The 26,900-nt window shown below is 42.0% G+C and carries 20 protein-coding genes, 2 pseudogenes and 1 riboswitch; of the genes and pseudogenes, 13 read left to right on the top strand and 9 right to left on the bottom strand.

Going from position 1 to position 26,900, the window contains the following annotated elements:
- Nucleotides 1–46 precede the first annotated feature (46 nt).
- A pseudogene (locus HT691_RS01430) lies at nucleotides 47–1,323 on the bottom strand (ISL3 family transposase).
- A gap of 154 nt (nucleotides 1,324–1,477) precedes the next feature.
- Nucleotides 1,478–2,188, bottom strand: a complete 711-nt coding sequence (gene treR / locus HT691_RS01425) for a trehalose operon repressor (protein WP_000760673.1) — start codon at nucleotides 2,186–2,188, stop codon at nucleotides 1,478–1,480.
- Nucleotides 2,189–2,372: 184 nt separating this feature from the next.
- Between treR and treP the strand changes: the two are divergent.
- The 3 genes and pseudogenes from treP (at nucleotide 2,373) to tig (ending at nucleotide 7,976) form a co-directional block, all read left to right on the top strand.
- Nucleotides 2,373–4,340: pseudogene (gene treP, locus HT691_RS01420) on the top strand (PTS system trehalose-specific EIIBC component).
- A gap of 177 nt (nucleotides 4,341–4,517) precedes the next feature.
- On the top strand, nucleotides 4,518–6,143 hold the full coding sequence (treC, locus tag HT691_RS01415) for an alpha,alpha-phosphotrehalase (RefSeq protein WP_138706324.1): 1,626 nt from the start codon (nucleotides 4,518–4,520) through the stop codon (nucleotides 6,141–6,143).
- Nucleotides 6,144–6,692: 549 nt separating this feature from the next.
- Nucleotides 6,693–7,976 carry a trigger factor gene (tig, locus tag HT691_RS01410; protein ID WP_023933102.1) on the top strand — a complete coding sequence of 428 codons (1,284 nt, stop codon included), beginning with the start codon at nucleotides 6,693–6,695 and terminating at the stop codon, nucleotides 7,974–7,976.
- A gap of 153 nt (nucleotides 7,977–8,129) precedes the next feature.
- Here the strand turns inward: tig and HT691_RS01405 are convergent, their stop codons facing one another.
- From HT691_RS01405 to rnhC, 3 genes are all read right to left on the bottom strand, one after another.
- Entirely contained in the window at nucleotides 8,130–10,496 is a 2,367-nt protein-coding gene (locus HT691_RS01405; RefSeq protein ID WP_100127856.1) for an ATP-dependent RecD-like DNA helicase, read from the bottom strand.
- A 234-nt stretch (nucleotides 10,497–10,730) separates the two neighbouring features.
- Entirely contained in the window at nucleotides 10,731–11,345 is a 615-nt protein-coding gene (gene lepB, locus HT691_RS01400; protein WP_001083986.1) for a signal peptidase I, read from the bottom strand.
- Nucleotides 11,346–11,348: 3 nt separating this feature from the next.
- On the bottom strand, nucleotides 11,349–12,230 hold the full coding sequence (rnhC, locus tag HT691_RS01395; RefSeq protein WP_023933106.1) for a ribonuclease HIII: 882 nt from the start codon (nucleotides 12,228–12,230) through the stop codon (nucleotides 11,349–11,351).
- Nucleotides 12,231–12,316: 86 nt separating this feature from the next.
- Here rnhC and zapA point away from each other — a divergent pair, with 86 nt between their 5' ends.
- The 3 genes from zapA (at nucleotide 12,317) to HT691_RS01380 (ending at nucleotide 15,604) form a co-directional block, all read left to right on the top strand.
- Nucleotides 12,317–12,619, top strand: coding sequence for a cell division protein ZapA (gene zapA / locus HT691_RS01390; RefSeq protein WP_000002019.1), 303 nt, complete (start codon nucleotides 12,317–12,319; stop codon nucleotides 12,617–12,619).
- The gene (locus tag HT691_RS01385; protein WP_023933107.1) at nucleotides 12,616–13,164 is read left to right on the top strand and encodes a CvpA family protein; all 549 of its coding nucleotides are present in this window, start codon (nucleotides 12,616–12,618) and stop codon (nucleotides 13,162–13,164) included. Before zapA ends, HT691_RS01385 begins: the two co-directional genes overlap by 4 nt.
- Nucleotides 13,165–13,267: 103 nt before the next feature.
- Nucleotides 13,268–15,604 carry an endonuclease MutS2 gene (locus tag HT691_RS01380; RefSeq protein WP_138706323.1) on the top strand — a complete coding sequence of 779 codons (2,337 nt, stop codon included), beginning with the start codon at nucleotides 13,268–13,270 and terminating at the stop codon, nucleotides 15,602–15,604.
- Nucleotides 15,605–15,891: 287 nt separating this feature from the next.
- Here the strand turns inward: HT691_RS01380 and HT691_RS01375 are convergent, their stop codons facing one another.
- Entirely contained in the window at nucleotides 15,892–17,058 is a 1,167-nt protein-coding gene (locus HT691_RS01375; protein ID WP_023933111.1) for an IS30 family transposase, read from the bottom strand.
- Nucleotides 17,059–17,312: 254 nt separating this feature from the next.
- A riboswitch (glycine riboswitch) is annotated at nucleotides 17,313–17,401 on the top strand.
- 90 nt (nucleotides 17,402–17,491) lie between these two features.
- Here HT691_RS01375 and HT691_RS01370 point away from each other — a divergent pair.
- The 3 genes from HT691_RS01370 to HT691_RS01360 all read left to right on the top strand — a co-directional run bounded on the left by HT691_RS01370 (nucleotide 17,492) and on the right by HT691_RS01360 (nucleotide 20,695).
- Nucleotides 17,492–18,814, top strand: a complete 1,323-nt coding sequence (locus tag HT691_RS01370; RefSeq protein ID WP_023933113.1) for a sodium:alanine symporter family protein — start codon at nucleotides 17,492–17,494, stop codon at nucleotides 18,812–18,814.
- A 322-nt stretch (nucleotides 18,815–19,136) separates the two neighbouring features.
- Nucleotides 19,137–19,685 carry a carboxymuconolactone decarboxylase family protein gene (locus HT691_RS01365; protein WP_023933115.1) on the top strand — a complete coding sequence of 183 codons (549 nt, stop codon included), beginning with the start codon at nucleotides 19,137–19,139 and terminating at the stop codon, nucleotides 19,683–19,685.
- A gap of 110 nt (nucleotides 19,686–19,795) precedes the next feature.
- Entirely contained in the window at nucleotides 19,796–20,695 is a 900-nt protein-coding gene (locus HT691_RS01360; RefSeq protein WP_023933117.1) for a TDT family transporter, read from the top strand.
- Between the two features lie 24 nt (nucleotides 20,696–20,719).
- On the opposite strand, the gene serS is transcribed toward HT691_RS01360, so the two are convergent.
- The 3 genes from serS to HT691_RS01345 form a co-directional block, all read right to left on the bottom strand.
- A complete protein-coding gene (gene serS, locus HT691_RS01355) occupies nucleotides 20,720–21,994 on the bottom strand; it encodes a serine--tRNA ligase (protein WP_023933119.1) in 1,275 nt (424 codons plus the stop codon).
- A gap of 213 nt (nucleotides 21,995–22,207) precedes the next feature.
- Nucleotides 22,208–22,579 (bottom strand): DUF956 family protein, encoded by a 372-nt coding sequence (locus tag HT691_RS01350; RefSeq protein ID WP_000079356.1) that lies wholly within the window; start codon nucleotides 22,577–22,579, stop codon nucleotides 22,208–22,210.
- Nucleotides 22,580–22,581: 2 nt separating this feature from the next.
- Nucleotides 22,582–23,946: an aspartate kinase gene (locus HT691_RS01345; protein WP_023933121.1), complete on the bottom strand. Its 1,365-nt coding sequence runs from the start codon at nucleotides 23,944–23,946 to the stop codon at nucleotides 22,582–22,584.
- Nucleotides 23,947–24,270: 324 nt separating this feature from the next.
- On the opposite strand from HT691_RS01345, the gene HT691_RS01340 reads away from it, so the two are divergent.
- The 4 genes from HT691_RS01340 (at nucleotide 24,271) to HT691_RS01325 (ending at nucleotide 26,841) form a co-directional block, all read left to right on the top strand.
- Nucleotides 24,271–25,056, top strand: a complete 786-nt coding sequence (locus HT691_RS01340; protein WP_000400065.1) for an enoyl-CoA hydratase — start codon at nucleotides 24,271–24,273, stop codon at nucleotides 25,054–25,056.
- Nucleotides 25,057–25,149: 93 nt separating this feature from the next.
- Nucleotides 25,150–25,584 (top strand): MarR family transcriptional regulator, encoded by a 435-nt coding sequence (locus tag HT691_RS01335; protein ID WP_000386348.1) that lies wholly within the window; start codon nucleotides 25,150–25,152, stop codon nucleotides 25,582–25,584.
- Nucleotides 25,584–26,558, top strand: coding sequence for a beta-ketoacyl-ACP synthase III (locus tag HT691_RS01330; RefSeq protein ID WP_000852944.1), 975 nt, complete (start codon nucleotides 25,584–25,586; stop codon nucleotides 26,556–26,558). Before HT691_RS01335 ends, HT691_RS01330 begins: the two co-directional genes overlap by 1 nt.
- A gap of 58 nt (nucleotides 26,559–26,616) precedes the next feature.
- Nucleotides 26,617–26,841 carry an acyl carrier protein gene (locus HT691_RS01325; RefSeq protein WP_000257838.1) on the top strand — a complete coding sequence of 75 codons (225 nt, stop codon included), beginning with the start codon at nucleotides 26,617–26,619 and terminating at the stop codon, nucleotides 26,839–26,841.
- Nucleotides 26,842–26,900: the final 59 nt, after the last annotated feature.

The following is a 26,900-nucleotide window of genomic DNA, read 5'->3' as shown; positions in this document are numbered from 1 at the left end:
ATGTCAATTTTTAGGCTCTTTGTCAACTGTAGTGGATTGAAGTCAGCTAAGCTCGAGAAAGGACAAATTTCGTCCTTTCTTTTTTGATGTTCAGAGCGATAAAAATCCGTTTTTTGAAGTTTTCAAAGTTCCGAAATCCAAAGGCATTTCGTTTGATAAGCTTAATGAGATTATTGGTTGCTTCTAATTTGGCGTTAGAATAGTGTAGTTGAAGGGCATTGACAATCTTTTCTTTATCCTTTAGAAAGGTTTTAAAGACAGTCTGAAAAAGAGGATGAACCTGCTTTAGATTGTCCTCAATAAGTCCGAAAAATTTGTCAGGCTCCTTGTTCTGGAAGTGAAAAAGTAAGAGCTGATAGAGATTGTAGTGGTGTTTCAAGTCTTCTGAATAGCTCAAAAGCTTGTCAAGAATCTCTTTATTCGTTAAGTGCATACGAAAAGTAGGGCGATAAAAACGTTTATCGCTGAGTTTACGACTATCCTGTTGAATGAGTTTCCAGTATCGTTTAATAGCCTTGTATTCATGGGATTTTCGTTCAAACTGATTCATAATTTGGACACGGACACGACTCATAGCACGGCTAAGATGTTGCACAATGTGAAAGCGATCCAGAACGATTTTAGCGTTTGGAAAAAGTTGCCTAGCTAAGTCATAATAAGGACTAAACATATCCATAGTAATAATTTTCACTCGACATCGGACGACCCTATCATATTTAAGAAAGTGATCTCGAATGACGGCTTGTGTTCTACCTTCAAGAACAGTGATGATATTGAGCTTATCAAAATCTTGCGCAATAAAGCTCATCTCCATCTCCCGATTGAAACAGTCACTCCCCGGACTGTTTCAACGTCCCAAGACATAATCTTAGGCAGATTTCTAAAATTACACTCAAAGTGGAAGTCATTGAGCTTTCGAATGACAGTTGAAGTTGAGATGGAAAGCTGATGGGCAATATCGGTCATAGAAATCTTTTCAATTAACTTTTGAGCAATCTTTTGGTTGATGATACGAGGGATTTGGTGATTCTTCTTGACGATAGAAGTTTCAGCGATCATCATTTTTGAACAGTGATAGCACTTGAATCGACGCTTTCTAAGGAGAATTCTAGTAGGTATACCAGTCGTTTCAAGATAAGGAATTTTAGAAGGTTTTTGAAAGTCATATTTCTTCAATTGGTTTCCGCACTCAGGGCAAGATGGGGCGTCGTAGTCCAGTTTGGCGATGATTTCCTTGTGTGTATCCTTATTGATGATGTCTAAAATCTGGATATTAGGGTCTTTAATGTCTAGTAATTTTGTGATAAAATGTAATTGTTCCATATGATTCTTTCTAATGAGTTGTTTTGTCGCTTTTCATTATAGATCTTATGGGACTTTTTTTCTACAATAAAATAGGCTCCATAATATCTATAGGGGGGTACCCACTACAAATATTATAGAGCCGAAAAAGGCTGAGATCTAGTGTCTCAGTCTTTTATTTCTTGCGCTTTGCAAAATCTACAAATCTAAATTTCTCTAACTTATGGCGACTTTCGGTAAACTGAAATTGGCGTCCGTCTTGGAGATAGACTTTTGATTTAATCGAAACGACATAAGGGTCTTTGCCAATGTCCATGAGAATCTTGTCTCGGTCGCTTGAGTGGTCAATGGTGATTTCCTTCTGAGCATAATCAATAAGGAGTTTGAGGCCATTTTCTATATAAGAATAGATAGACTGCTCAGCAATTTGGCGAGTGAGATTTGGGATGAGTTCCATATCCAGATAGTCTGTATCCAGAACGGATACCAGATCATCCACCACACGCTGGCGGACCACCTTCCAAACCATCCGAAACTCTGGGAAACCGGTTATCAGTGAGGATTTTTTATCAATAATAATCTTGTCCAGACTGACCACGTTGGTTTTAGAGCGCAGTCCAAGTTCTTTAACTAGTTCTTGGTAGCTGGTTAGGTTGGATACAGGGAAATTGACGGTTTCTTCTTTGACGACTTGAGAACCTTGCCCTCTTATCTTTTTGATCAATCCTTCCTCTTGGAGGAGAGACAGGGCCTTTCGGACGGTATCACGACTCACTTGATATTGCTCCATAAGGTCGTGCTCGCTAGGAAGGAAATCTCCGACAGCGTAAGTCTCGTTTTGAATGGTTTCTTGGATTTGCTTAAATAATTGTTGGTATTTCTTCATTTTGCCTGCTTAAATAGGTTTTTAGTCTAGTTTAATGAACACCTGTATCTATTTTACCATACAAGTGCTAGAAAATTTACAAAAAAACACCCTTTTTATACCAAACAAGTTGCAGACAAGTTTGGTATCATTTACAATATACTTATCAAATCAAACTTGCTTTGACAAGTATAAGGAGAATCAAATGGGAAAATTTGAACAAGAAGCCAAAGATCTGCTTCAGGCAATTGGAGGCAAAGAAAATGTGACTGCCGTAACTCACTGTGCGACACGGATGCGCTTTGTTTTAGGAGATGATAAGAAGGCTAATGTTAAAGCTATCGAGTCAATTCCAGCTGTTAAAGGAACTTTTACAAATGCAGGTCAATTTCAGGTAATCATTGGAAATGACGTGCCCATCTTTTATAATGATTTTACAGCCGTTTCAGGTATTGAGGGTGCTTCCAAAGAAGCAGCCAAGTCTGCAGCTAAGAGTAATCAAAACGTGGTCCAAGGTGTTATGACCACTCTGGCGGAAATCTTTACTCCGATTATTCCAGCCTTGATTGTTGGTGGATTGATCCTCGGTTTCTGTAATGTCTTGGAAGGTGTCCATTGGTCGATGTTGGATGGCAAGACCATCACAGAATCCTCTCAGTTTTGGGCAGGGGTTAATCACTTCCTCTGGTTGCCTGGTGAAGCTATCTTCCAGTTCTTACCAGTAGGGATTACTTGGTCTGTTTCTCGTAAGATGGGAACCAGCCAAATTTTGGGAATTGTTCTCGGAATCTGTTTGGTATCGCCTCAGTTGCTCAATGCCTATGCGGTTGCTTCAACGCTAGCAGCTGATATCGCAGCAAACTGGGTTTGGAATTTTGGTTATTTTACTGTTAATCGTATTGGTTACCAAGCCCAAGTTATCCCAGCCTTGCTTGCAGGTTTGAGTCTGTCTTATCTTGAAATTTTCTGGCGCAAACATATCCCAGAAGTCATTTCCATGATTTTTGTACCTTTTTTGTCATTGATTCCAGCCTTGATTTTGGCTCATACTGTTTTGGGACCAATCGGTTGGACAATTGGACAAGGACTTTCATCAGTTGTCTTGGCAGGTTTAACTGGTCCAGTTAAATGGCTCTTCGGTGCAATTTTTGGTGCCCTCTACGCTCCATTTGTCATCACAGGTCTGCACCATATGACCAATGCCATTGATACACAATTGATTGCGGATGCTGGTGGCACTGCCCTATGGCCAATGATTGCTCTTTCTAATATTGCTCAAGGCTCAGCCGTGTTTGCCTATTATTTCATGCATCGCCATGATGAGCGTGAGGCTCAGGTTTCACTTCCTGCAACCATTTCGGCCTATCTCGGTGTTACAGAACCAGCTCTTTTTGGAGTTAACGTAAAATATATTTATCCATTTGTTGCTGGGATGACTGGTTCAGCCCTTGCAGGCATGTTATCCGTTACTTTTAATGTAACTGCGGCTTCTATTGGTATCGGTGGTTTGCCAGGTATTCTCTCTATTCAATCTTAATACATGCTGCCATTTGCAGGAACTATGCTAGTTGCGATTGTTGTTCCAATGCTCTTGACTTTCTTCTTCCGCAAGGCTGGTCTCTTTACAAAAACAGAGGACGATACGGACTTGCAGGCAGAATTCGTTGCTCAAGAAGAAGCAGAATTTGTGAGTCATGAACCAGTAGAACTTACTCCAGTAGAAATTGTTAGCCCGCTGACTGGCCAAGTGAAAGAACTAAGTCAAGCAACGGATCCAGTCTTTGCTTCAGGTGTCATGGGGCAAGGTCTGGTCATTGAACCAAGCCAAGGTGAGTTGACTTCTCCAGTCAATGGGACAGTGACGGTTCTTTTTCCTACCAAGCATGCCATTGGTATTGTCTCTGACGAGGGGGTGGAATTGCTCATCCACATCGGTATGGATACAGTAGGTCTTGATGGCAAAGGATTTGAAAGTCTTGTAGCCCAAGGAGACCATGTCACAGTTGGTCAGCAACTGATTCGTTTTGATATGGATGTCATTAAGGCTGCAGGTCTGGTGACAGAAACTCCTGTTATCATCACCAACCAAGATGCTTATACAGCGACTATTCCCGGAACTTATCCGACAACGATCCAAGCTGGAGCATCTCTCATGGTCGCTACACGAATCTAATACTCTTCGAAAATCTCTTCAAACCACGTCAGCTCTATCTGCAACCTCAAAATAGTGTTTTGAGCAACCTGTGGCTAGCTTCCTAGTTTGTTCTTTGATTTTCATTGAGTATAATTGAAATAGCACAAATAGGGACGGAAGACTGCTTCCTCCCTTTTATCAGAAAAGGAGAAACAGATGACACTTGATAAAGGAAAAGTAGTCTATCAAATCTATCCAAAATCTTACAAAGACACCACTGGCAATGGTATTGGGGACTTCCGTGGAATTATTGAAAAAATTCCCTATTTAGCCAAACTAGGTGTGGATATGGTCTGGCTCAATCCATTCTATCCAAGCCCTCAACGGGATAATGGTTACGATATTTCAGATTATATGGCAGTAGATCCTCTTTTTGGTGATATGGCTGATTTTGAGGAAATGGTGCGTGTCGGTCAAGAGCACAAGATTGACTTTATGCTGGACATGGTACTCAATCATTGTTCGACAGAGCATGAATGGTTTCAGAAAGCCTTAGCTGGGGACAAGTATTATCAAGACTTTTTCTTCATCCAAGACCAACCAACAGATTGGCAGTCTAAGTTTGGTGGCTCTGCATGGGCGCCCTTTGGGAATACAGGGAAATACTACCTTCACCTCTTTGATGATACCCAGGCTGACCTTAACTGGCGCAATCCCAATGTCCGTAAGGAGCTTTTCAAGGTTGTTAATTTCTGGCGCGACAAGGGTGTCAAAGGTTTCCGATTTGATGTGATCAATTTGATTGGCAAGGATGAAGTCTTAGTGGATTGTCCTGAAAATGAAGGAAAGCTAGCTTACACAGACAAGCCCATCGTTCATGACTATTTGCGTATGATGAATCAAGCCACTTTTGGATCAGACGATAGTTTTATGACAGTTGGGGAAATGTCCTCAACCACCATGGGAAATTGTGTCCTTTATTCGTCGCCTGACCGTCAGGAATTATCCATGACCTTTAATTTTCATCATCTCAAGGTGGACTATAAGGATGGACAAAAGTGGACCTTGGCTCCCTTTGATTTTGAAGAGTTGAAGAGTCTTTACCATAGCTGGGGCAAGGAAATGAGTGATAAAGGTGGTTGGAGTGCTCTCTTCTGGAACAATCACGACCAACCACGCGCTTTAAACCGTTTTGTTGATATTCAAAACTTCCGCAAGGAAGGAGCTACCATGCTAGCGGCCAGTATTCACCTTTCACGTGGGACACCTTATATCTATATGGGCGAGGAAATCGGGATGATTGACCCAGACTATGATTCTATTGCTGATTATGTGGATGTCGAATCGCTCAATGCCTATCAGATGCTCTTAGAGGAAGGGAAGAGTCAGGAAAAAGCCTTCCAGATTATTCAAGCTAAGTCGCGTGATAATTCACGAATTCCTATGCAGTGGGATGCTTCTGAAAATGCAGGCTTCACAGTAGGGACTCCTTGGCTCAATGCAGGAAAATCCTACCCTCACATCAATGTAGAAAATGAAATCCAAGGTCCGATTTTCACCTTCTACCAAGACTTGATTCGACTGCGTAAGGAAATGCCTATCATCTCAGAAGGAAGTTACAAACCAGCCTTTGAAGATAGCAAGCAAGTCTATGCTTTTGAACGTCAGTATGAGGCTGAAAAGTTACTTGTGCTCAATAATTTTTATGCCACAGAAGTGGAAATCGATTTGCCAGTAGCCTACCAAAATGGACAAATTTTGATTTCAAACTATGAAGACGCAGAAGTGTCTGAGAAAATTCTACTCAAACCCTATCAAACACTGGCTATTTATGTAAATTAATACTCTTCGAAAATCTCTTCAAACCGTGTCAGTTTTATCTGCAAACTCAAAGCGGTGCTTTGAGCAACCTGTGGCTAGCTTCCTAGTTTGCTCTTTGATTTTCATTGAGTATAAACTTAGCAAGAAGACCTCTTTTTCAGAAAAGCAGGGTTCTTTTTGATGTCTATTCCATCCTTGAAAGTGTAGAACAAACTGTCAATCGAAAGTGATTATGTCCCAAAAAAATGGTGAGATTGAGGGCAATTATTTTGCTTTCATTTGACAAGAGGAACCCTTGAAGCAGTTTTGTCAGCTAAACCAAGGCTAATCTTAGCCTTGGCTTGTCAGCCTAACAGCATCAAGCATCTTATCAAATGAAATAGAGGGCTAGCTATCAGCTAGTTAAAACATCTAATTTTTAGGAGGGCTGGGTGACTAACTTCATTATAGAACTTTCATTTAGTTAGCAAAAAGGCTTGTTGTCTATAATTGTCTGCATTAGTCTAGATTTTATTTATAGAAAATGTTATAATAGACTGTATTTAAAAAATTTTAAGGAGAAATGACAGAATGTCTGTATCATTTGAAAACAAAGAAACAAACCGTGGTGTCTTGACTTTCACTATCTCTCAAGACCAAATCAAACCAGAATTGGACCGTGTCTTCAACTCAGTGAAGAAATCTCTTAATGTTCCAGGTTTCCGTAAAGGTCACCTTCCACGTCCTATCTTCGACAAAAAATTTGGTGAAGAGTCACTTTATCAAGACGTTATGAACGCTCTTTTGCCAAATGCTTATGAAGCAGCTGTAAAAGAAGCTGGTCTTGAAGTGGTTGCTCAACCAAAAATTGACGTAACTTCAATGGAAAAAGGTCAAGACTGGGTTATCACAGCTGAAGTCGTGACAAAACCTGAAGTTAAATTGGGTGACTACAAAAACCTTGAAGTATCAGTTGATCTAGAAAAAGAAGTAACTGACGCTGACGTTGAAGAGCGTATTGAACGCGAACGCAACAACTTGGCTGAATTGGTTATCAAAGAAGCTGCTGCTGAAAACGGCGATACTGTTGTTATTGACTTTGTTGGTTCTATCGATGGTGTTGAATTTGATGGCGGAAAAGGTGAAAACTTCTCACTTGGACTTGGTTCAGGTCAATTCATCCCTGGTTTTGAAGACCAATTGGTAGGTCACTCAGCTGGCGAAACTGTTGATGTAGTTGTAACATTCCCAGAAGACTACCAAGCAGAAGACCTTGCAGGTAAAGAAGCTAAATTCGTAACAACTATCCACGAAGTAAAAGCTAAAGAAGTTCCAGCTCTTGATGATGAGCTTGCAAAAGACATCGACGAAGAAGTTGAAACACTTGCTGAATTGAAAGAAAAATACCGCAAGGAATTGGCTGCTGCTAAAGAAGAAGCTTACAAAGATGCAGTTGAAGGTGCAGCAATCGATAAAGCTGTAGAAAACGCTGAAATCGTAGAACTTCCAGAAGAAATGATTCACGAAGAAGTTCACCGCTCAGTAAATGAATTCCTTGGAAACTTGCAACGTCAAGGTATCAACCCTGACATGTACTTCCAAATCACTGGAACTACTCAAGAAGACCTTCACAATCAATACCAAGCAGAAGCTGAGTCACGTACTAAGACTAACCTTGTTATCGAAGCAGTTGCCAAAGCTGAAGGATTTGACGCTTCAGAAGAAGAAATCCAAAAAGAAATCGAGCAATTGGCAACAGACTACAACATGGAAGTTGCTCAAGTACAAAGCTTGCTTTCAGCTGATATGTTGAAACATGATATCACAATCAAAAAAGCTGTTGAATTGATTACAAGCACAGCAACAGTTAAATAATCTTATACTCTTCGAAAATCAAATTCAAACCACGTCATCGTCGCCTTACCGTACTCAAGTACAGCTTACGGCTATCTTCCTAGTTTGCTCTTTGATTTTCATTGAGTATTCATAAACAAAAATCCCACCTGACTAGGTGGGTTTTCTTGTGCACTATTTTCCAAAAATCTCTTTGAGATCTGCATCTGTAATCCCAATCATGGCCGGGATGCTGTCCCAGTTTTCTTCGGTTAGGATGTAGGATTGTTCAGAGGTACTTGATGTGGCTGTTTCAGAGACAGCTGGTTGCTTTTCTTCAACATTCTCCAATAAATCACTGAAGCGTTCAATCAGATAGGTTTTTCGGGCAGTTCCGATATGTTGAGTAGCATAGTCGAAGGCCTGTAATTCGCCTAGTAAGATAAGCTTGCTTTTGGCGCGTGTAATGGCTGTATAGATGAGATTGCGCTCCAGCATACGCCTACTAGCACTAGTGATAGGTAGGATGACAACAGGGAACTCACTTCCCTGTGATTTATGGATGCTCATGGCATAGGCCAGGCGAATCTTGTACCATTCGTTACGTGGGTAAGAGACCTCGTTGCCATCAAAATCAATGACAATCTCATCTTGTTTCGACTCGGTGTATTTACCAGGAATCAGGTCTGTGATGGCTCCTAAATCTCCATTAAAGACATTGATTTCAGCATCGTTGACCAAATGAATGACCTTGTCTCCCTTGCGATAGTAGCACTGGGGAGTTTCAAAACTGAGTTGATCTTTTTGTGATGGGTTCAGGAGGCCTTGCATGAGCTGATTGATAGCATCAATCCCTGCCGTCCCTCGGTACATGGGGGCTAGAACCTGAATATCACGGGCAGGAATACCACTTCTGAGGGCAGCGCCTAAGATTTTTTCAATCGTAGCTGGAATATGACCGCTAGCAATTTCAAAGTAGGAACGGTCTGCTTTTTTCTGGGTGAAATCGGCTGGCAAGATACCCTGTCTAATCTGACTTGCTAAGGTTACTATGGTTGATTCTTCGCTTTGTCGATAAATTTTTTCCAAGCGAGTCTGAGGAATCAAAGGAATATGAAGCAGATCTGCTAGAACTTGTCCAGGACTGACAGAAGGCAACTGGTCGCTGTCACCCACGATGAGGATCTTACTGTTAGAAGAGATGTTTGAGAAGAGTTGATTGGCCAGCCAAGTATCCACCATAGAAAATTCATCCACGATGATAAAGTCAGCATCCAGATAATCTTCCAGATGACTGGTATCGTCGTCACCTGTCATTCCTAAATGACGGTGTATAGTAGCGCTAGGCAAGCCTGTCAATTCATTCATGCGACGAGCTGCTCGTCCAGTTGGAGCAGCAAGAAGAATAGGTAGGTTGCTTTTTTTTCTGAGGTCAAGTCCTTCTAAAAGGGCATAGACAGCGATGATCCCATTGATAACAGTTGTCTTACCAGTACCAGGTCCACCTGTCAGGATAAAGACCTTATTCTGGATAGCATCACAGATAGCCTGTTTTTGAATGTTATCATATTCAATCTCCAGATCTTCTTCGACAGTAGCGATATGTTTTTGAATGGTTTCTAAATCATGACTCTTCTGTTTTCCTTTTTCAAGGATACGAACCAAGTGACTGCGGATGCCTTCCTCAGCGAAAAAGAGACTGTTATCAAAGATTTTGGTATCAATCTGCTGGACCTTGTCTTCTTCAATCAGGTAGGAGAGTTCTTGGGCCACTTGGCTGGGATCCAGTTCCACGGGGCGGGAAGACTCAAGGAGAGTAAGAGTTTGTTCCAGCAAATCCCGTGCTTCAACATAGGTATCCCCTGTTTCCATACAGGCCTGAAAAAGACTATGAACCAGACCGGCACGGAAGCGTTCAGGAGCCTGACTTTCGATGCCTAATTCTTCCGCTAGTTGGTCAGCAATGGTAAATCCCAAACCCTTAATATCCTCAACCAGTTGATAGGGATAATTTTCAACCACATCAAGGGTTTCTTCCTTGTAAAAATCTTGAATCTGGAAGGCTAGTTTGTTGGGAATGCCGTAGTTGGCCAGTTTGGCCAAAACCATCTCCGTTCCGTAGTTGAGACGAAGAGTGGAGACGAAAGCCTCGCGATTTTTGGCAGATAGTCCTGCGATGCCTTCTAACTTTTCTGGGTGTTGCAGAATTTCGTCAATGGTATTGTCGCCGTAGGTATCCACAATTTTCTGAGCTGTCTTGAGACCAATCCCCTTGAAATGGCTACTTGAAAAGTACTTGACCAATCCCTTGCTAGTTGGTTTTGCACGTTCATATCGGCTGATTTGCAGTTGCTCCCCGTACTTGGAGTGTTGGACAATTTGTCCCCAAAAAGTATAGTCTTCTCCCTCAATCACATCAGCCATGGTGCCAGTAACAATGATTTCAAAATCATCAAAATCTTCTGCGTCCGTATCTTCGATTTCTAGGAGGAGGATGCGATAAAAATTGCTGGGATTTTCAAAAATAATCCGTTCAATGGTTCCTGAAAAATAAACTTCCATAAGATTCCTTTGCATGAATAGGTGAGAGTTAATACTCTTCGAAAATCTCTTCAAACCACGTCAGCTTCGCCTTGCCGTATATATGTTACTGACTTCGTCAGTTCTATCTACAACCTCAANNATTTTCATTGAGTATAACTTTGTTTCTATCTTAATCAAACTGGATAGTGAATAATCATATTCTCACGATAGAAGAAGAGGCTGAGATTGCTGACTCTCGGCCTCTTCGATTTCTTAAAATGTTCCGATACGGGTGATTGGCCAGAAGCGGAATTTAGCTTCCCCTGTGATATCTTTTGCTTTGAAGGTGCCTACGTGGCGGCTGTCGCTCGAAACCAAGCGGTCGTCTCCGAGGAGAAGGTATTCTCCTTCTGGAACTGTAAAGCTAAAGTTGGTGTTGTAGTTGACATCAACTGTGAAGGCTTGAGCTTTTTGAGCGATACTTCTAAAGAAAGTTCCTTTATTTCCTTCAAATCCCTTGCCTGAGTAGGTGCTTTGGAGTTTGTCATCCTTGAAGCGTTTGATATAGTCAGCTAGATAAGGTTCATCTGTCTCTTTGTCATTGATGTAAAGTTTATCATTTTCGTAACGGATGGTATCGCCAGGCATTCCGATGACGCGCTTGACGATGTCCTTATTGCCATCTTCCTCATGGGCCACCACGATATCAAAACGGTCAATAGGGAGGTGCTTAACGACAAAGAGAATTTCGCCATCCGCTAGGGTAGGATCCATGGAGTGTCCTTCTACGCGGACATTACTCCAAAAAAAGATACGACTTAAAGCTAGTAATGACAGAATCAGGAGGAATAATCCCCACTCTTTTAGGAAATTTTTAAATGAATTCATAACTTACCTTTCTAAGCGTTTTTTCGCTTTTTCAGTATTTTTAAAGTGCAATTTGGCGCAGAAGCTGAGTCCCTGCATACCATAGGCTTGTAAAATCTGGCTAGCCACCTTATCAGAAGCCGTTCCAGCTCCACTTGGAAGTTGATAGCCCAGTTCTCGTCCTAGATTTTCTAGATTTTCCAGAAAGAGATCACGCGCAATGATAGAAGAAACTGCGACAGCCAAGTATTTTCCCTCAGCCTTTTCTTCTAAGCTGATCGGATTGCTGAAATGATTGGCCTCTTGTGCCAAGTACTTGTCATAATTTTTAGCACTGGTAAAGGCATCAATCACAATTTTCTCAGGCTGAATGCCTTTTTGAAGAAGGAGATAGATAGCCTGGTTATGGAGGGCTACCTTAACCGAAACAGCGTTGTAGCGGTCTCCGATGACCTCGTTGTACTTGCTTGGTGAGAGAAGCAGTGCTTGATGCTGGATTTTTTCTTTGAGGATAGGGGCAATCTGACGAATCTTTTGATCGGTCAGAGTCTTAGAATCTCCCACACCGAGTTTTCGTAAGAAGTCGTGCTGGTCTGGTGTGACAAAGGAAGCCACAACTGCAAGCCCACCAAAGTAGGAACCATTTCCAACCTCATCTGTCCCAATCAAAGGAAGATTTTGTCCGCTGGTTTGCTCTACAGCTTGATAGCCAAAGAAACGAGCGTATTTCTCAGCCCCCTCACCCTGAAGCAAGACCTTTCCAGAAGTATAGATAGAAACCGTTGCTTGAGGTAGTCGCAAAAAGTAGCGGATATAGGGATTCTTGCTGGGAGCTAGACTGGTTTGGTAGTGTTCAAGAAAAGCCTGAATCTCCTTTTCGCTTGGTGTGAGTGTTATACTTGCCATAGTTTCTATTGTACCACAAAAGCAGGCAAATTTGTAAAAACTGACAAAGTTAGCGAATTTTGGTATAATATCGTGAGGTGAATTTTATGGCAAATCTAAATCGATTCAAATTTACATTCGGGAAAAAATCATTAACCTTGACAAGCGAGCATGATAACCTTTTTATGGAGGAAATTGCCAAGGTTGCGACAGAAAAATACCAAGCAATTAAAGAACAAATGCCTAGCGCAGATGATGAAACAATCGCTCTTTTGTTGGCAGTCAACTGTTTATCAACTCAGCTCAGCCGTGAGATTGAATTTGATGATAAGGAGCAAGAGCTAGAAGAACTCCGTCACAAGCTTGTGACTTGCAAGCAAGAACAGAGCAAGATTGAGGATTCCTTATGATTTCGCTCCTTCTTCTATTGGTCTTGGCTTGGGGATTTTATATCGGCTATCGGAGAGGCCTGCTCTTACAGATTTATTACCTGATTTCAGCCATGGCATCGGCTTTTATGGCTGGCCAGTTTTATAAGGGGCTTGGAGAGCAGTTCCATTTATTACTTCCTTATGCAAATCCGCAGGAAGGTCAGGGGACTTTCTTTTTCCCATCGGATCAACTCTTTCAGCTGGATAAGGTCTTTTATGCAGGCATCGGCTACTTGCTTGTATTTGGGATTGTCTATAGCATCGGTCGTTTGCTTGGTCTCCTCTTACACTTGATTCCTAGTAAAAAACTGGGTGGTAAGTTGTTCCAAGTTTCAGCAGGTATCTTGTCCATGTTGGTGACCTTATTTGTCTTGCAAATGGCTTTGACCATCTTGGCGACCATCCCCATGGCAGCTATACAAAATCCTCTTGAAAAGAGTATCGTCGCAAAACACATCATCCAGAGCATACCGGTAACAACTAGTTGGCTCAAACAAATCTGGGTGACAAATTTAATCGGATAAAAAGGGCAGGAGTTTTCCTAGCCCTTTGTTTACAGATTTGACTCGAATCTATCAGAATATAAAAAGCTACCACACCTAGACATTCAAAGACAAGGAAATAAAGATGAATAAGAAAATATTAGAAACATTAGAGTTCAATAAGGTCAAGGCCTTGTTTGAACCCCATTTGTTGACCGAGCAGGGCTTGGAGCAATTGAGACAGCTGGCTCCGACTGCCAAAGCAGATAAAATCAAACAGGTTTTTGCTGAGATGAAGGAAATGCAGGCTCTCTTTGTCGAGCAACCGCATTTTACCATTCTCGCAACTAAGGAAATTGCAGGAGTCTGCAAGCGATTGGAGATGGGAGCAGACCTCAATATCGAGGAGTTCCTACTCTTGAAGCGCGTGCTTCTTGCTAGTCGAGAACTGCAAAGTTTTTATGCCAATTTGGAAAATGTCAGCTTGGAAGAATTAGCCCTTTGGTTTGAGAAATTACACGATTTTCCGCAATTACAAGGAAATCTCCAAGCCTTTAATGATGCAGGTTTCATTGAAAATTTTGCCAGTGAAGAATTGGCGCGCATCCGTCGAAAAATCCATGACAGCGAGAGTCAGGTCCGCGATGTCTTGCAAGATTTGCTCAAACAAAAAGCGCAGATGTTGACAGAAGGAATCGTTGCTAGCAGAAATGGTCGTCAGGTTTTACCAGTCAAAAATACCTACCGCAATAAGATTGCAGGTGTCGTTCATGATATTTCTGCCAGCGGAAATACTGTCTACATCGAACCCCGTGAGGTGGTCAAACTGAGCGAAGAAATTGCCAGTCTGCGAGCAGATGAGCGCTATGAAATGCTTCGAATTCTTCAAGAAATTTCTGAGCGTGTCCGCCCTCATGCGGCTGAGATTGCTAATGATGCTTGGATTATCGGCCATCTGGACTTGATTCGTGCCAAGGTCCGCTTTATCCAAGAAAGGCAAGCAGTCGTTCCTCAGCTGTCAGAAAATCAGGAAATTCAATTGCTCCATGTCTGCCATCCTTTGGTCAAAAATGCTGTCGCAAATGATGTCCATTTTGGTCAAGATTTAACAGCCATTGTCATTACAGGTCCCAATACAGGTGGGAAGACCATCATGCTTAAAACTCTGGGCTTGACACAGGTGATGGCTCAGTCAGGTTTGCCGATTTTAGCTGATAAGGGAAGTCGTGTTGGTATTTTTGAAGAAATTTTTGCTGATATTGGCGATGAGCAGTCTATTGAGCAGAGCTTGTCTACCTTCTCTAGCCACATGACCAATATTGTGGATATTCTTGGCAAGGTCAACCAGCATTCGCTCTTGCTCTTGGATGAGTTGGGGGCTGGTACAGATCCCCAAGAGGGAGCTGCCCTTGCCATGGCCATTCTGGAAGACCTTCGCCTGCGTCAAGTCAAGACCATGGCGACCACCCACTATCCAGAACTCAAGGCCTATGGTATTGAGACAGCCTTTGTGCAAAATGCCAGCATGGAGTTTGATACTGCAACTCTTCGCCCGACCTATCGCTTTATGCAGGGTGTACCTGGCCGAAGCAATGCCTTTGAGATTGCCAAACGTCTAGGCCTATCTGAAGTTATCGTAGGGGATGCCAGTCAGCAGGTCAATCAGGACAATGATGTCAACCGGATTATTGAGCAACTGGAAGAGCAGACGTTAGAGAGTCGCAAACGCTTGGACAATATCCGTGAGGTGGAGCAAGAAAATCTCAAGATGAATCGTGCGCTCAAAAAACTCTACAATGAACTCAATCGTGAAAAGGAAACCGAGCTTAATAAGGCGCGTGAACAGGCTGCTGAGATTGTGGACATGGCCCTAAGTGAGAGTGACCAGATTCTCAAAAATCTCCACAGCAAATCTCAACTTAAACCCCATGAAATCATTGAAGCCAAGGCCAAGCTGAAAAAATTGGCTCCTGAAAAAGTAGATTTGTCTAAAAACAAGGTCCTTCAAAAGGCCAAGAAAAAACGAGTTCCAAAGGTGGGAGATGATATCGTGGTTCTCAGTTATGGACAGCGTGGTACCTTGACCAGTCAACTCAAGGATGGCCGCTGGGAAGCCCAAGTAGGCTTGATTAAGATGACCTTAGAAGAGAAAGAATTTGACCTTGTTCAAGCCCAGCAAGAAAAACAAGTTAAGAAGAAACAGGTCAATGTTGTGAAACGAACTTCTGGACGAGGACCTCAAGCAAGACTGGATCTTCGAGGCAAACGTTATGAAGAGGCCATGAATGAGCTAGATGCCTTTATCGACCAAGCCCTGCTTAATAATATGGCCCAAGTTGATATCATCCATGGTATCGGAACTGGTGTCATCCGTGAAGGTGTCACCAAATACCTACAAAGAAACAAGCATGTCAAGAGTTTCGGCTATGCCCCACAAAATGCTGGAGGCAGTGGTGCGACTATTGTGACTTTTAAAGGATAAGAAATATTTCGGAATTCATAAAGTAAAAACTGTTGGGTAAATTCCCAAACTAAGTTCCACCGCTAATCCAAGTGGAAGTTAGTCTGATAAAAATCCTAAAAACCAGTGGAAATCCGTGTCAGGGTAAGTTCCACTGGTTTTACTCATGCTTGATTTCATCGCTTTTGTAGCCAAAATGAATCGAAAAAAAGAGCGCACAAAATCCCCTCATCTGAAAGCGTTTCAGATTAAGTTCCGCTATGGTGGAAGTTAGTGTGAGACGTTTGAATGCGGTTAAAGATTAGTTTTTAGAACTTATGTTGGAGTAATTTAGACGACTGGCAGACGTCTTCTGCAGGTATTTTAGAAATGCCGAGAAGCTTAGGAATCTCTTCTCCATAGGTAAATGCAAAGAGTTCATAGGCTGACTTTCCATTCAAAGCAGCACGTTTGACGCTGTTGACATGCGAACAGACGAGATTGATGTCCTCTTGAGTTAAATTGTCAAAAGAAGTTCCCTTAGGTAGAATGTCGCGAATCAGCGTGTGATTTTTCTCAATTCTGCCTTTCTGGTCAGAGCGATTAGGGTCACAAAAGAATAGCTTACTCTCTCCTCGCACATCCATTTCGATATCATCAACCCTGGCAAACTCTCCACCATTATCTGTCAGGATGACAGGAAAGAGTTGGAAGAAATCTTTGGCAGCTTGGTGAAGAGTGTTCTTGATGTCATAGAGGTGTTTGGTAACCTCAAGGGTAGTTTTATTATCCAGAAGTCTAGCGAAGATAAAGTTACAGAAAGAGAGATTGAAGGTGAGTAGGACTTTACCTCCCATCCTCCCCATAACTGTATCCATTTCCAGCCAAGAGTCTAGTTGATTCAGTGCTAAATAGTTTTGGAAATCCTCATAGGAACGGCCTTTTTTAGCTTCTTTAGGGATGGAAGGTAGCTTACTTTTCCGTCTTTCTTTGAATTTAACGGCTCTGGCTAGGTCAATAGGAGCGATAGATAGGTATCCTTTTCGGATGTGTCGATAGACGGTTGAGGAGCTGACATCAAGATTGTGAGTTTTGAGGATATGATAGATGTGTTGTCCTTTTTTAACACCCTCAGAAATGACTTTGTCCATGTCCCAGAAGGTCTTGGAATTGAGGGGAGTTCCTTCACGAGATTCAACCAGAGTTTGTTCGTACTGCTTTTGAGCTTGCTTAGCGAGGTAGAAGATCTTTTTATAGCCACAATTCTGTCTTCTTTGAGGACATCCATTACAGACAAAGGGAGTTTTGTCAAGTAGAGGGCAAGGAAGGTTATGGCATGTAGACTCTCGGACTCGTCTGTTTCGTTTGACTTCTTTGGAGACAGTGGTCGGGTCTTTTAGAATGGACTGTCCGATAGCTTTGAAGGTTTCACCGCGCTCTAAGCCTAATTGGATATCATTACGGTCTGAAAGGGTAAGGTGTTTATGTTTTGTCATAGTGAGCCTCATTTCTAACTCAAACGTCTCACACTTAATTCCACCATAAAAATCCGTTTTAGACTAATTTCCACTTTGGTCAAGCAAGTGGAAGTTACTTTGAGAAGTTACCGTAAAAACTGTTGAACTAATTTTTACTAATAAACACATTGACAAAAGCCAACATTTTTTGTAAAATAAGAATCAATTAAATACCAACACCGAATGAAGTTTAATAGAAGTGGGGAATCGTTTGATTTTCCATGACTGTAAATGGACGGAACTCTGGAGAGACCGTAAAGGCACCGAAGGGGCAAGGCAGGCAACTGCTCAAACTCTCAGGTAAAAGGACAGAGCTAGGATAGACCGCTTTTTAGCATTTATCTAAGCATTCCAGAGTACATGTATCTTGCATGTGCTCTTTCTTTTGGGGTTGAAACGATAGGAGAAGGAAATGTTAGAATTGCTTAAATCAATCGATGCTTTTGCTTGGGGACCGCCCCTCTTGATTTTATTGGTCGGAACAGGGCTTTACCTAACTATTCGGCTAGGACTCTTGCAAGTTTTGCGTCTGCCCAAGGCCTTTCATCTTATTTTTATCCATGATAAGGGACATGGGGATGTATCCAGTTTTGCAGCTCTGTGTACAGCCTTGGCATCAACTGTTGGAACAGGAAATATCATAGGAGTTGCGACGGCTATCAAGGTTGGTGGACCAGGAGCTCTATTTTGGATGTGGATGGCGGCTTTCTTTGGAATGGCTACCAAGTATGCGGAAGGACTCTTGGCCATCAAATACCGCACCAAGGACGACCATGGTGCAGTAGCGGGAGGTCCCATGCACTATATCCTTCTAGGGATGGGAGAAAAGTGGCGACCACTTGCTGTTTTGTTTGCAGTAGCAGGAGTATTGGTTGCTCTCTTGGGAATCGGAACCTTCACCCAAGTCAACTCGATTACAGAATCTATCCAAAATACAACGATGATTTCACCAGCCATCACAGCTCTCGTTTTGTCTGTTTTTGTAGCGATTGCAGTCTTTGGCGGACTCAAGTCCATTTCAAAGGTTTCAACTACTGTTGTTCCTTTTATGGCTATCATTTATATCTTAGGAACTCTTACAGTTATTTTCTTTAATATCGGGAAAATTCCTTCTACAATCGCTTTAATCTTGACATCGGCTTTTAGTCCCCTTGCTGCGGTAGGTGGATTTGCTGGTGCTAGCGTTCGGATGGCTATTCAAAATGGTGTGGCGCGTGGTGTGTTCTCAAATGAATCTGGTCTAGGTTCTGCTCCCATTGCAGCGGCTGCGGCTAAGACAAATGAACCAGTAGAGCAAGGTTTGATTTCTATGACAGGAACCTTTATTGATACTCTCATTATCTGTACTCTGACTGGTTTGACCATCTTGGTGACTGGTGTTTGGAGTGGTGACTTAAATGGGGTTGCCTTGACTCAGTCAGCCTTCTCAACAGTCTTTTCACACTTTGGGCCTGCCCTCTTGACCATCTTCCTTGTACTTTTTGCCTTCACAACGATTCTAGGTTGGAACTATTACGGAGAACGCTGTTTCGAGTTCCTCTTTGGTGTTCGTTTTATCTGGCTCTACCGTGTGGTCTTTGTGCTCATGGTCTTGTTGGGAGGATTTATCGAGTTGGATATGGTCTGGATTATCGCAGATATCGTCAACGCCTTGATGGTTCTGCCAAACTTGATTGCCCTCTTAGTCTTGTCGCCAGTCGTTATTGCTGAAACTAAAAAGTATTTTGACAAATAATGAAATCACACATGGCGTGTGATTTTTTTGCCTATAAATGATTTTTATCAAGCTGATATATAATATATATTATGCAAATGATTGGAAGTGTGATAAACTAATACTCAATGAAAATCAAAGAGCAAACTAGGAAGCTAGCCGCAAGCTGTACTTGAGTACGGTAAGGCGACGCTGACGCGGTTTGAATTTGATTTTCGAAGAGTATAATATACAACGAAAATCTTATGAGAGAATAAACCTTTGTCTTAAATAAACTTAGGAATCAGGATTTTATAAGATTTTCCAATAATATTAGTGTCAATAACAAGAAAAGAGGTATCTTATGACAACATTTACAATCCATACAGTAGAATCAGCACCGGCAGAAGTGAAAGAAGTTCTTGAAACAGTAGAAAAAGACAACAATGGCTATATTCCCAACCTAATCGGTCTCTTGGCCAATGCACCGACTGCTTTAGAAGCCTACCGAACTGTCGCATCTATCAACCGTCGCAACAGCCTGACACCCGTTGAGCGTGAAGTGGTGCAAATCACGGCAGCCGTGACCAATGGTTGTGCCTTCTGTGTCGCAGGTCACACAGCCTTTTCCATCAAACAAATCCAGATGAATGATGACTTGATTCAAGCTCTTCGCAATCGTACTCCAATTGAAACAGATCCTAAATTGGATACCCTAGCTAAGTTTACTTTGGCAGTTATCAATACCAAGGGTCGTGTAGGAGATGAAGCCTTGTCTGAGTTTTTAGAAGCTGGCTACACCCAACAAAATGCCTTGGATGTGGTTCTTGGTGTCAGCCTAGCAAGCCTCTGTAACTATGCCAACAACCTAGCCAATACCCCAATTAACCCAGAATTGCAATCTTATGCTTAATTCATATCTGAGTAAAAAATGAAGTCTGAAATCAACGGACTTCGTTTTTTATCCCCTCATTTAAGCGCTTTTATGCTATACTGAAACTAACATGATTATTGGAGGTTAGGATGAAAAAACTCCCCTTGGTATTTTCTGGTTGTTTGCTAGGTTTAGCAGGATCTGGAAATCTTATTTTAGATACGTTGCCGGTTCTGTCACATCTTTTTAGTCTGACAGGTTTGATTTTGTGGATTTACTTTCTGCTTCTGCATCTTTTTAATTGGAAAGAAACCAAGCAAGAGTTGACCAAGCCCCCTCTTTTATCAGGAATGGCCACCTTTCCCATGGCTGGGATGATTTTATCGACCTATGTCTTTCGCGTCTTCCCTCATCTTCCTTTGGTAGCGCAAGGGCTCTGGTGGTGTTCATTTCTCTTGGATTTGGCCTTGATTGCTGGTTTCACTATCAAGTTTGCTTGTCCGGGTCGGAGGGTTCATGCTACTCCTAGCTGGACGGTGCTTTATGTAGGGATAGCGGTAGCAGCCTTGACTTATCCTCTGGTGGGTATCATTGAAATTGCCTATGTGACCTTGAGTTTTGGTTTTCTTCTTACCTTCTATCTCTATCCCCTTATTTATAGTGATTTAAAGAAGCAACCACTCCCACTAGCCTTGCTTGGGCAAGAAGGTATCTACTGTGCTCCCTTTTCTTTGCTTTTGGCTTCTCTGGTTCGAGTTGGAGGAGCTAGCCTACCGACTTGGGTCTTGATTTTCATGCTTTTGGCTTCCCAATCCTTCTTTTTCTTTGTTTTGACTCGCCTACCCAATATTTTAAAACAAGGTTTTCAACCAGCCTTCTCAGCCCTCACCTTCCCGACTATTATCACAGCTACTTCGCTTAAGATGGCTCAGGGAATCTTGAAACTTCCATTTTTGGATTATTTGGTACTGGCTGAAACTGTTATTTGCCTAATCATTTTGCTCTTTGTATTAGGCGCTTATCTGATTTGGTTACGAAAAAAGGTCTAGCTAGAAATAGCTAAACCTTATTTTTTATGGTCTGATAACTTCAGCTCCACCCATGTATGGACGAAGAGCTTCTGGAATGGTCACAGAACCATCTGCATTTTGGTAGTTTTCAAGAATAGCAGCCACTGTACGTCCAACTGCAAGTCCAGAACCGTTTAAGGTATGGAGCAATTTCACCTTGCCATCTGCTTCATCACGGTAACGGATTTGGGCACGACGGGCTTGGAAATCTTCTGTGTTTGAACAGCTTGAGATTTCACGGTAAGTATTTTGGGCTGGAATCCACACTTCCAAGTCGTAAGTCTTCGCAGCTGAGAAGCCCATATCTCCAGTAGAGAGAGCAACGACACGGTATGGAAGGTTGAGTTTTTGAAGAATGTTTTCAGCGTTGGCCGTCATTTTTTCCAATTCTTCGTAAGATTCTTCTGGTTTGGCAAATTTGACCATTTCAACCTTGTGGAATTGATGCAAACGAATCAAGCCACGAGTATCACGGCCAGCTGAACCAGCCTCAGAACGGAATGATGGACTCATAGCAGTGAAGTAGATTGGAAGATCTTTGCCGTCCAAGATTTCATCACGGTAGTAGTTTGTCAGAGGAACTTCAGCTGTAGGAATAAGGACATAATTGCTGTCGCTGAGTTCAAAAGTATCTTCCTTGAATTTTGGATATTGACCAGTACCAAACATAGAGTCATGGTTAACCATATAAGGTGTGATGACTTCAGTATAGCCTTCTTTTCCATGTTCATCCAACATAAAGTTGTAGATAGCACGTTCCAAACGAGCACCGAGGCCTTTATAGAAGAGGAAGCGAGCGCCTGTTACCTTACCACCGCGTTCCCAATCAAGGATACCAAGCTCTTCACCAAGATCCCAGTGAGCTTTTGGCTCAAAGTCAAACTCGCGTGGAGTCCCCCAACGGCGAACTTCCACATTGTCGTCTTCGTCCGCCCCAACAGGAACGCTGTCAGCTGGGATATTTGGAAGAGTAGTGGTAAATTCTGTCAATTTAGCATCGATTGCTGCCAATTCAGCATCCAAGGCTTTGACCTCAGCAGATAGAGTTTGCATGGCAGCAATCTTGTCATCTGCATTTTCCTTGTTACGTTTGGCTTGGGCAATCTCAGCAGAAACTGTGTTACGTTCTGCCTTGAGAGTTTCAACCTTGACCAAGATGTCACGACGCTTAGCATCGATTTCTTTCATCTCATTCAAGACAGCAGCATCTACACCACGTGTAGCCAATTTTTCTGCGACAGCATCAAAGTCTGTACGAATACGTTTGATATCTAACATAAGAACTCCTTTATGAAAAAAGCACACCTGACAAAGCGTTGGAGTGGCAGGGCCACGGTTCCATCCAACTTCACAGGTGTGCACTTGATTGTGTATGTAATTGTTATTAACGGTAGAATTTCACCTATCCCTCCTATCTGCTCGCAGCATCCGCAGACTTTCTGAAAGAAGAAGATAACCTACTTATCCGTTGCTATGATTATACTAAAGTTTCTACTTTTTTGCAAATAGATTTTTAAATTTTTGACCAATTGTCTGAATCAGGGTCGGAAGTTTGATGACCTTGTCATTACCCAGTTTTTCACGAGCAATTTTGAGAATGGCACCTGAGTCTTTTGAAGCAAAGAGGAATTTTCCTTTGTCTGTAAAGACTTCGAAGTGGCGACTGATTTTCCGCCCAGTGACATTGGCTCCAATTTGGTTGATATGGCTCCAAGGAATCTGGATAAATTGTTCAACATTGACATCGGGGTAAAATTCCAAAGCCTGATCTCCGACAAGGAATTTCCCAACTTTCCCAGCGATAGAGAGGTAGGAAGTGCCTGTCGTACTGAGGAGTACTGTTTTGTTAAGTGATTGAGCCATGCTTAGTCTTCCTTACTTTCTCCAAAAAAGGCATTGTAGAGGGCTTTAATTGCTGCTTTCTCTTGGTCTTTATTGACAACAAACATAATAGAAACTTCACTAGAACCTTGAGACATCATCTGGATGTTGATTTTGTTTTCAGATAGAGCGCGTGTCGCAGTAGCAGTCACTCCGATATGGCTCTTCATTTTTTCACCAACAATCATAATGATAGAAAGGCCGTGTTCGATTTCTGCATGATCTACTTTAGCCTTTTGAACCAACTGACGCAGGATTTCTTCTTCCTTGATGGGAGTTAGTTCGCGAGAACGGAGAATGATAGAAAGATTGTCGATACCTGTTGGCATATGTTCCCAACCGATGTTAAGTTCTTCCAGGATTTGCAGAACCTTGCGGCCAAATCCAACCTCACGGTTCATGAGGTATTTCGACATGTTAATGCTGACAAAGCCTGAGTCACCAGCAATTCCCACAACTGGAAATTCATCACTACTGTGTTTTAGAACGATACGAGTACCCGGATGGTCAGGGTTGTTGGTATTCTTGATAACCAGAGGAATTTTTCCACGGTAGGCAGGAAGAAGAGCCTCGTCATGAAGGACTGAGAAGCCTGCATAGGCCAACTCGCGCATTTCACGGTAGGTTAACTTAGGAATCGAGTGTGGTTGGTGAATGATTCCAGGGTGGGCTGCAAAGATACCATCAACGTCCGTAAAGTTTTCATAGAGGTCGGCTTTTACACCGGCAGCAATGATAGAACCTGTAATGTCTGATCCTCCACGTGAGAAGGTACAGATTTGATTTTCCTTAGTGACACCAAAGAAACCAGGAATGACAAGGACTTCATTGGTGTTTGTCAATTCTTCAATCTTGTCATAACTTGATGGAATGATGCGAGCGTGACCAGGTTCACTTGTGACCACAATCCCAGCTTCTCTAGGGTGCATATAGCGTGCATCGATACCATTTTGGTTAAAGTAGGCAGCAATCAATTTGGCATTGTTATTTTCACCGGCTGCTAGGAAAGTATCGTAGAGAAATTCATTTTCTTCAATAGGAAGAGTGGCCAAGGCGTGAATGCTTTTAGAAATTTTTTCTAGCACAGCTGGTTTTAGTCCCAATTCACTAACCATAGCAGCATAGCGGTCGATAATCCAGCTTTGGCTCTTGCTAATATCGTTACCCGCAACATAGTCGCGGTAGTATTTAATCAGGGCATCCGTAACCTTAGTATCTTCAGCATTGCGTTTACCAGGCGCAGAAACGACTACAAAACGACGCTCTGAATCGCTTTTGACGATGTTTAAAACTTTTTCTAATTGACTAGCAGAGGCAAGAGAACTACCTCCAAATTTAACAACTTTCATAAGAACTCCTAAAGTAAGTATTTTATACGATTATAGCAGAAAGAAAGGCTTTTTTCAATGAAGAAAATAAGATGCTTTATAGGATAAAGCGAGCCTTTCCAATCGGCTGAGACACTTTCAGTCAATTTTTTCTTGCTTTCTGTTCCCAAAAAAGATATACTTTGAAAATAAAATAATTCAATACTCAATGAAAATCAAAGAGCAAACTAGGAAGCTAGCCGTAGTCAGCTCAAAGCACTGCTTTGAGGTTGCAGATGGAAGTTGACGTAGTTTGAAGAGATTTTCGAAGAGTATAAACTGCTTATAAAATAAAAAGGAGTCCAGATGGAACATATTATTTATCAGCTTGAAGAGGATTTGGCAATTATTACTTTAAACCGTCCTGATGTCGCTAATGGTTTCCATATTCCCATGTGTGAGGAGATCTTAGAAGCCTTGACTCTGGCAGAAGAAAATCCAGCTGTGCATTTTATCTTAATCAATGCCAATGGAAAGGTCTTCTCAGTTGGGGGAGATTTGGTAGAGATGAAGCGGGCAGTGGATGAGGATGATATTCCATCATTGACAAAAATCGCAGAGTTGGTCAATACGATTTCTTATAAAATCAAGCAAATAGCCAAACCTGTTTTAATGGAAGTTGACGGTGCTGTTGCAGGTGCCGCAGCGAATATGGCTGTTGCGGCAGATTTCTGTTTGGCGACGGATAAGGCTAAGTTTATCCAAGCCTTTGTTGGTGTTGGTTTGGCTCCAGATGCAGGGGGAATTCATCTCTTGAGCCGCAGTATCGGTGTGACGCGTGCTGCTCAATTAGCTATGACAGGAGAGGCTTTAACGGCAGAAAAAGCCCTAGAATGGGGGTTGGTTTACCGCGTTTCTGAAGCTGAAAAACTTGAAAAGACGAGAGAACAGCTTCTTAAAAAATTAAGACGTGCTTCAAGTAATTCCTATGCTGCCATTAAGAAGTTGGTTTGGGAGAGCCAGTTTAAAGACTGGCAGGGTTACGCTACTTTAGAACTGAACCTACAGAAATCCTTAGCTCAAACAGAGGATTTCAAAGAAGGAGTGCGAGCTCATTCGGAGAGAAGAAGACCTAAATTTACAGGAAAATAAAAAATACTTGCATCATTCTTTGAATTTTGATATAATTCTTTCTGTCAAATGTTTTGATTGTAAAAGTTTTTTGAAGAAGGAGGGATATGAAAAATGGACTACCAACGAATCAATGAATATTTAACATCTATATTTAACAATGTCCTTGTAATTGAGGAAGTGAACTTGAGAGGTAGTCGTTTTAAGGATATCTCCATCAAAGAAATGCATACGATTGATGTCATCGGTAAGGCTCCAGATGTGACTCCAAGTCAAGTGTCAAAAGAGTTGATGGTAACTCTTGGAACTGTTACGACAAGTTTGAACAATTTAGAGCGTAAGGGATACATTGAGCGAGTTCGGTCAGAACAGGATCGTCGTGTGGTGCATCTGCATTTGACAAAGAAGGGGCGCTTGATCCATAGACTGCATAAACGCTTCCACAAGGCCATGGTAGAAAAAATTATTGATGGCATGAGCGAGGAAGAAATTGATGTCATGAGCAAAGGTTTGACTAATCTTTACCAATTTTTGGAGGATTTGAAATAATGGCTTTTGCAAAAATAAGCCAGGTTGCTCATTATGTGCCAGAGCAAGTGGTTACAAATCACGACTTGGCTCAGATTATGGATACCAATGATGAGTGGATTTCAAGTCGAACGGGAATACGACAAAGGCATATTTCAAGAACAGAATCTACCAGTGATTTGGCTACGGAAGTTGCTAAGAAACTGATGGCAAAAGCTGGAATAATAGGAGAGGAACTGGATTTTATCATCCTAGCTACCATTACTCCAGATTCGATGATGCCCTCTACAGCTGCTCGTGTTCAAGCTAATATTGGTGCTAATAAAGCCTTTGCTTTTGACTTAACCGCGGCTTGCAGTGGATTTGTATTTGCTCTTTCAACTGCTGAAAAGTTTATCGCTTCTGGTCGCTTTCAAAAAGGCTTGGTGATTGGTAGTGAAACCCTCTCTAAGGCAGTCGATTGGTCGGATCGATCAACAGCTGTGTTGTTTGGAGATGGTGCTGGTGGTGTCTTGTTAGAAGCTAGCGAGCAAGAGAATTTCTTAGCTGAGAGTCTCAATAGCGATGGAAGTCGCAGTGAGTGTTTAACTTATGGGCATTCAGGTTTGCATTCTCCATTTTCAGATCAAGAAAGTGCAGATTCATTTTTGAAGATGGATGGACGCGCAGTCTTTGATTTTGCCATTCGAGATGTAGCCAAGTCTATCAAGCAGACTATTGAAGAATCTCCTATAGAGGCGACAGACTTGGATTATCTGCTATTGCATCAGGCTAATATCCGTATTTTGGATAAGATGGCTAGAAAAATTGGTGTTGACCGAGACAAACTTCCAGCCAATATGATGGAATATGGCAATACCAGTGCAGCCAGTATCCCGATTTTACTTTCAGAGTGTGTAGAACAAGGTCTCATCCCTTTAGATGGTAGCCAGACTGTTCTTCTATCAGGCTTCGGTGGAGGCTTGACCTGGGGCACGCTCATTCTTACAATTTAGGTAATCATGTGGTGAACACATTGTTATAAAAAACTATTTATTTTAAAGGAGTCCTATCATGGCAGTATTTGAAAAAGTACAAGAAATTATCGTTGAAGAACTTGGAAAAGATGCATCAGAAGTAACACTTGAATCAACTTTTGATGATTTGGACGCTGATTCATTGGACTTGTTCCAAGTAATCTCAGAAATCGAAGATGCTTTTGATATCCAAATCGAAGCAGAAGATGACTTGAAAACAGTTGGTGACTTGGTTGCCTACGTTGAAGAGCAAACAAAATAATACTCAATGAAAATCAAAGAGCAAACTAGGAAGCTAGCCGCAGGCTGTACTTGAGTACG

The sequence above is a fragment of the Streptococcus sp. 477 genome, from assembly GCF_013277295.1.
Taxonomy (GTDB): Bacteria; Bacillota; Bacilli; order Lactobacillales; family Streptococcaceae; genus Streptococcus; species Streptococcus pseudopneumoniae.
This window is presented reverse-complemented; position numbering and strand designations above follow the sequence as displayed.

Excerpts from the sequence above, each read along its gene's own strand:
- treR (WP_000760673.1), bottom strand. The coding sequence starts at position 2,188 with ATGAAGAAATACCAACAATTATTTAAGCAAATCCAAGAAACCATTCAA.
- treC (WP_138706324.1), top strand. The coding sequence starts at position 4,518 with ATGACACTTGATAAAGGAAAAGTAGTCTATCAAATCTATCCAAAATCT.
- tig (WP_023933102.1), top strand. The coding sequence starts at position 6,693 with ATGTCTGTATCATTTGAAAACAAAGAAACAAACCGTGGTGTCTTGACT.
- HT691_RS01405 (WP_100127856.1), bottom strand. The coding sequence starts at position 10,496 with ATGGAAGTTTATTTTTCAGGAACCATTGAACGGATTATTTTTGAAAAT.
- lepB (WP_001083986.1), bottom strand. The coding sequence starts at position 11,345 with ATGAATTCATTTAAAAATTTCCTAAAAGAGTGGGGATTATTCCTCCTG.
- rnhC (WP_023933106.1), bottom strand. The coding sequence starts at position 12,230 with ATGGCAAGTATAACACTCACACCAAGCGAAAAGGAGATTCAGGCTTTT.
- zapA (WP_000002019.1), top strand. The coding sequence starts at position 12,317 with ATGGCAAATCTAAATCGATTCAAATTTACATTCGGGAAAAAATCATTA.
- HT691_RS01385 (WP_023933107.1), top strand. The coding sequence starts at position 12,616 with ATGATTTCGCTCCTTCTTCTATTGGTCTTGGCTTGGGGATTTTATATC.
- HT691_RS01380 (WP_138706323.1), top strand. The coding sequence starts at position 13,268 with ATGAATAAGAAAATATTAGAAACATTAGAGTTCAATAAGGTCAAGGCC.
- HT691_RS01375 (WP_023933111.1), bottom strand. The coding sequence starts at position 17,058 with ATGACAAAACATAAACACCTTACCCTTTCAGACCGTAATGATATCCAA.
- HT691_RS01370 (WP_023933113.1), top strand. The coding sequence starts at position 17,492 with ATGTTAGAATTGCTTAAATCAATCGATGCTTTTGCTTGGGGACCGCCC.
- HT691_RS01365 (WP_023933115.1), top strand. The coding sequence starts at position 19,137 with ATGACAACATTTACAATCCATACAGTAGAATCAGCACCGGCAGAAGTG.
- HT691_RS01360 (WP_023933117.1), top strand. The coding sequence starts at position 19,796 with ATGAAAAAACTCCCCTTGGTATTTTCTGGTTGTTTGCTAGGTTTAGCA.
- serS (WP_023933119.1), bottom strand. The coding sequence starts at position 21,994 with ATGTTAGATATCAAACGTATTCGTACAGACTTTGATGCTGTCGCAGAA.
- HT691_RS01350 (WP_000079356.1), bottom strand. The coding sequence starts at position 22,579 with ATGGCTCAATCACTTAACAAAACAGTACTCCTCAGTACGACAGGCACT.
- HT691_RS01345 (WP_023933121.1), bottom strand. The coding sequence starts at position 23,946 with ATGAAAGTTGTTAAATTTGGAGGTAGTTCTCTTGCCTCTGCTAGTCAA.
- HT691_RS01340 (WP_000400065.1), top strand. The coding sequence starts at position 24,271 with ATGGAACATATTATTTATCAGCTTGAAGAGGATTTGGCAATTATTACT.
- HT691_RS01335 (WP_000386348.1), top strand. The coding sequence starts at position 25,150 with ATGGACTACCAACGAATCAATGAATATTTAACATCTATATTTAACAAT.
- HT691_RS01330 (WP_000852944.1), top strand. The coding sequence starts at position 25,584 with ATGGCTTTTGCAAAAATAAGCCAGGTTGCTCATTATGTGCCAGAGCAA.
- HT691_RS01325 (WP_000257838.1), top strand. The coding sequence starts at position 26,617 with ATGGCAGTATTTGAAAAAGTACAAGAAATTATCGTTGAAGAACTTGGA.